Origin of the sequence: Escherichia sp. WS1450, assembly GCF_046487395.1 — a bacterium.
Classification (GTDB): Bacteria; Pseudomonadota; Gammaproteobacteria; order Enterobacterales; family Enterobacteriaceae; genus Escherichia; species Escherichia coli.
Map to the genome: position 1 here is coordinate 1 of NZ_JBJQJO010000064.1, position 5,548 is coordinate 5,548.

Consider the following 5,548-nt stretch of genomic DNA (forward strand, 5'->3'; position numbering starts at 1 on the left):
CCAGCAGACGCCCCGGCCCACGACTGCAACCATAATTACGTTGCCCGGAACCGTCATGCTGCTTCGTCTCATATTTCACGAGATAACTGGCTCTGTTCCGGGCTTTCTGCATCGCTTCCACATCACCACGCTTGACCCAGAGCACAGCGGATTCACCCGGCTTTTTGTCTGAAGCCTTCCTAGTTTCAGAACATCCACCCGACAAAGGCGTATCATCGGAAGAAGGGCGAGCATCAGATGATGTCGGTTTACGGAAAGGCGTCCGCCTGGAAAAATGAACCAGTCCATTACCCTGCCAGGGCTCAAGATGCAGAGCACTACACCATGCCAGTTGGATCAGCGTCGCCAGCGAAGAAGGAACGGTGAAATCCCCTGGCGAGCACCAGGTATCTTTGTTGAGCAGTAATATCACGTGATAATGTTTCCTGCCTTTTTCCTTGCCAAACTCCCGACACCAGAAATAACGCAGAGTGGTTGCACGCACACGCTTGTTGGCACGTCGTTTATGTCGCTGGTAAGCCTGAATTTTTGCTTTCAGGGATGCAAAAAAACGAGAAATCACCGCTGAATCTAAATCGGTATCCATGATGGTGGCAGGCATATACTCAGGGAAACGTAAATCCACCCGGATTAACGAGACGGCACGGTGCTGCGCCAGGGCACTGTTGAGAATACTTTCAAAACGGGATAACCAGTAAGCATTGTGTATTGGTTGATTCATGATGAGAGATCTCCGTTGATTTGGATTGACTTCACATCATTAATCACTGCGGTAAAACTTTACGGCATCCCGCCATTGAGCAACGCCAATGGCTCCTGATTAAAACAGAATGAATCCCCCACGAAGAAAAAATAAACCTACACGCAGAGTAAAACACACAACAACGGCATAAATGTTTTTTAAAAACTACAAAGCCTGAAGGGAAACGGATCAACAGACCGCGCAAACAAAACGTCAGAAACGCAATCAGAACGCTTTCTGGCGCTGTAAATCAACAGCAACACCACACCTACAGCTTAACCACACAACTCAATCACAGAGCCGAACAGCGCGATTAAAACCTGTTTACAGACACCCCCGCTCCAAGAACAAAAACCACCAACATCAGAATCGATTTTCTTATACTGAAAACGTTACTTTTAACTACGCTCCATAAAAACGGTTAACCATCGATAACGTAAACCTCATCTGAATCAAAACACCAGAACCAATCATCACGCTTTTCCTGAAAAGAGTCTTGCGCTGAGAAAAAACACCAGGGCCAGTTAATCATCTCATCAATCTCATCGTTACAAAATCATCCATAAAACCATTTAACAAAATCATCGTAAGCACACAGTAAATCACGCCAGGTTATCTCAGCCGGATTTGCGTTTTTACATAAAGACACTTGTCTCAGGTTAACGACTAAAAACACAAAAACTAAGAAAAGGTTAAACGTAACTTCAGAAAAATAGAATATCATCCTGATTACTTAAACAGGAAAGATTGTTTTGTAGCAGCTTTAAACTGATTTTAGCTAACGTAAAGATTTACTAAACTGGATGTGTATCAGATCAAACAATGTGTACAGCAATGCTTAATGAAAACACTTGTAGAATTGTTTATGAAAATGCGTGTATAACACTTAGTGAAGATATGTCTGTATAATACGTATATAATACGTATATAGTACCATTCCCGACATTCTCAATATCTTCAGACATCCATGCAGACTGAGTGTTGATTTCAGTTTTTCACGGCCAGCATGGATCTTTACTGGTCAAAAAACAGACAGGTTTACTCTGGAATTATTTTTCTGATTCCGTCTTCAGAACAACAAAAACTCGTGATAACTCTACAACAAACTATCGTAATTGGCTTCTGTAACCCCGTCACTTTTCCTAAGAAACGTGCCCCCATATGATGCGGGAGAGATAAGTCATCGTATACAGGAAACACTGCCAATCATAATATGGCGTCATTCAGTAATTTTTATCCATAATCAGATTAGCATATCATGATTATTGAATATTATGATATATAGCTCATATGAATGTGTTATTATCTGTAAGCGTTAAGCATCACATTGAATAACCATACTAAGCTGGCTAATCATCAACATTTTTATATGTAACTCATTGAAATTAATTATATGTTTTTTGTTTATAATTAATATGTAATGTGAAATTAATATTTTTACATCATGAGCGCCATTTAAAATTACCATCCTGAATATCATATGACAATATATTTTCACTAAAGCATGAATTGTATATGTCTATTAACTCTGGAAAATTATCAGGATTCACCTTCAAATTCACTTGAATGTTACGCTTAATTTCACCCAGCAGTTCTTCATGTGTGGATTTTATTATCCCTTTCTCATAATCGATAAATACACACATGTTCTTTATGAATTCAAAACCTTTTCCTGTATACAGTTTAATGAATGCCACCAGAGCAAACATTTCAAGATATAGCCATAATGCCACGTTAGTTTTTTGTAAAGTATAAAAAATTGAATTCGCCACTCTTTTACTTATTGCTCTTTTATACTGTGATCGGGCAAGATTCAGTAGCGGAAGCTCTCGTTCAATAAATGAATGTGAAAAGACTGGATAAATTGATGTAGGAAACCTTTCAGGTCTTATGATATTTTCTATTTCCACCATAAATCTATCCATAGAAAGAAAGTCACTTTCTTTTTTTATTCTGGTATAGAGACCGCCTTTATTCCTTTCTGAGGTTTGTTTTCGTGCTATCCCCCCCAACACTTTCTCTAATTGTTTATTTATCTTCGTATAATTAAATACAACCATTCTTCTTATCATCCTCGGAAGGATAATAATATCAGTGCTTGAATCACTTGAGCGGCAATTATTATTTATCCATGCAACTTCAAGTTGCAGTATCGGAACATTAACTTTTCTGGGGTGAATATCTCTCTGATATCGTTTTTTGTATGCGTTTTCATTAAGATATTCTCTGCTGTAGAGAAACTTATAGCAATATAATCTGATAATATCTTTTATGTAAAATTTAAATAGTTCACCTGTAACAGATATATGTTTTCTGCTCAGTAACTCCTGTGTATTAAGCCATTCCCGTGACCGAAGCACACCCTTGTGAAAACTTTTTCTTACTTGCTTTGAAGCACGCCATTGATGTAATATTTTTGCGTCCTCAATAATTCTCTTTCCCGTTTTATTTTTTGCAGCATCTCTTACTCTATAAAATATCTCCCAGTCCAGACTTTTGTCATATCTACTAATTATACGACAAATATTCCTGACCCGACGATTCTCTTTATTTCGCTTCCATAGCTTATAATGATCATCGCATAACCTTAAGGCATTTGCCTCATCAAATTCTGAAACAGGATTACTGCATTTTTTATTCCGACAGATACCTTTGTTTTTAGCCATACTCTTCTTCCCGTCAATGGAAAAATTTTCACACCCATATTACCTGAATGATAAACCGGATTAGTGTGATCCGGTTCAGTGAAATCAACAGGATACCGGTATGCCATTCAGCAATTCTTCCCTCTCCGCGCAAGTGAAATCATATCTGACGTTTCTTCCTGAAGAAATTCGCCAGAAAATCCTTGAACATCTCCACGGTGTTATTCATTACGAGCCCGTGATTGGCATTATGGGTAAATCCGGCACCGGCAAAAGCAGTCTGTGTAATGCCATTTTTCAGTCCCGTATCTGCGCCACGCATCCCCTGAACGGCTGCACCCGCCAGGCTCATCGCCTCACCCTGCAGATTGGTGAACGCAGAATGACGCTGGTCGATCTGCCCGGCATTGGTGAGACACCGCAGCATGATCAGGAATACCGGGAGCTTTACCGTCAGTTACTGCCGGAACTGGATCTGATTATCTGGATCCTGCGGGCTGATGAACGTGCGTATGCTGCCGATATTGCCATGCATCAGTTTTTACTGAATGAAGGTGCAGATCCCTCGCGTTTTCTGTTTGTTCTCAGCCATGCCGATCGCGTGTTTCCTGCTGAAGAATGGAATGCCACAGAAAAATGCCCATCCCGTCACCAGGAACTCTCACTGGCAACTGTTACAGCCAGGGTGGCAACCCTGTTCCCGTCATCATTTCCGGTACTCCCCGTTGCTGCGCCTGTCGGCTGGAATCTTCCGGCGTTTGTGTCGCTGATGATCCACGCCCTGCCACCGCAGGCAACCAGTGCGGTTTATTCACATATCCGGGGGGAAAACCGCTCTGAACAGGCCCAGAAACACGCACAACAGACTTTTGGTGACGCCATCGGGAAAAGTTTTGACGACGCCGTTGCCCGGTTCACTTTTCCGGTCTGGATGTTACAGCTTCTGCGTAAAGCCCGGGACCGCATTATCCGCCTGCTGGAAACACTGTGGGATCGTCTGTTCTGACACACTCACGCCGACAGGATGTGTCGCTGGATTAACGAGTATTCTTCTTTTTATGAAATCATCATTAAAAATCAGATAATTAAAGGAATATTTTTTCTGCTGCATTTTATTCCTGATTATTCAGATACGACACATCCTTTCAACACCATGAGGCATAATAACATCATGAAATAAAAGATGTTTTCTTACGGAGTACACATCTATGTCTGATGATCGTTCCCGGCATGATCGTCTGGCGGTTCGCTTATCACTCATTATCAGCCGACTGATGGCCGGAGAATCTCTGTCACTAAAGACACTGTCAGATGAATTTGGCGTTACAGAACGTACTTTACAGCGCGATTTTCATTAGCGTCTGGTTCACCTGGATTTAGAGTACAGAAATGGCAGGTACAGCCTCAGACGACAGAGCAGCCCAGGTGCGATCCCTGAAATGCTTTCTTTTATACAGAATACCGGGATCGCACGGATACTTCCGCTCCGGAACGGACGACTGATAACCTGTCTTACCGACAACCAGGAGCCCTCTCCCTGCCTTATCTGGCTACCGGCGCCGGATATCACTGCAACGTTCCCCGAGTGTTTCTCGCAACTCATCCTGGCAATAAGACAGTGTATCCACATCTCTCTGATGACTGAGCGATGGTATCCGTCACTGGAGCCCTGCCGGCTCATTTATTACAGCGGTAGCTGGTATCTGATCGCGTTACAGAAGGGAAAACTGCAGGTCTTTCCTCTGGCAGATATCAAATCAGTCAGCCTGACATCAGAACGGTTTGAACGGAGAGGCCACATCCACAGTCTGGTCGCTGAAGAGCGTTTTATCTCCGCCCTGCCACATTTCTCTTTCATCCATAAACTTATCAACACCTTTAACCTGTGATCGCCGGCCTGCCAAAGCCGTCCCGACAGGTATGGAGACAATATGTTGAACAGAAAACTAAATATACGGCTACGTCATTCCCTGAACAGTCACTGCATACCTTCCATCATTATCAATAACACCGTACGTTCATTTCAGAGGTCAGTCATGAATACCAGAGCTCTTTTTCCCCTGCTGTTCACTGTGGCATCATTCTCCGCCTCCGCCGGCAACTGGGCTGTCAAAAACGGCTGGTGTCAGACCATGACGGAAGATGGTCAGGCGCTGGTAAT

General features: G+C 42.6%; 3 protein-coding genes and 2 pseudogenes. 3 read left to right on the forward strand and 2 right to left on the reverse strand.

The genetic code is table 11. From position 1 onward, the window contains the following. On the reverse strand, positions 1–721 hold a 721-nt coding region (locus tag ACJHYR_RS26710), incomplete at its 3' end, for an inovirus Gp2 family protein (protein ID WP_410233182.1). 1,463 nt (positions 722–2,184) lie between these two features. Further along, on the reverse strand, positions 2,185–3,408 hold the full coding sequence (locus tag ACJHYR_RS26715; protein WP_001107219.1) for a hypothetical protein: 1,224 nt from the start codon (positions 3,406–3,408) through the stop codon (positions 2,185–2,187). Positions 3,409–3,508: 100 nt separating this feature from the next. On the opposite strand from ACJHYR_RS26715, the gene ACJHYR_RS26720 reads away from it, so the two are divergent. The 3 genes and pseudogenes from ACJHYR_RS26720 to ACJHYR_RS26730 all read left to right on the forward strand — a co-directional run. Continuing rightward, positions 3,509–4,393 carry a GTPase family protein gene (locus ACJHYR_RS26720; RefSeq protein WP_001116795.1) on the forward strand — a complete coding sequence of 295 codons (885 nt, stop codon included), beginning with the start codon at positions 3,509–3,511 and terminating at the stop codon, positions 4,391–4,393. Between the two features lie 202 nt (positions 4,394–4,595). Then, positions 4,596–5,276, forward strand: a pseudogene (locus tag ACJHYR_RS26725) (WYL domain-containing protein). Between the two features lie 42 nt (positions 5,277–5,318). After that, positions 5,319–5,548 (forward strand): annotated as a pseudogene (locus ACJHYR_RS26730) (hypothetical protein); the annotation flags it as partial.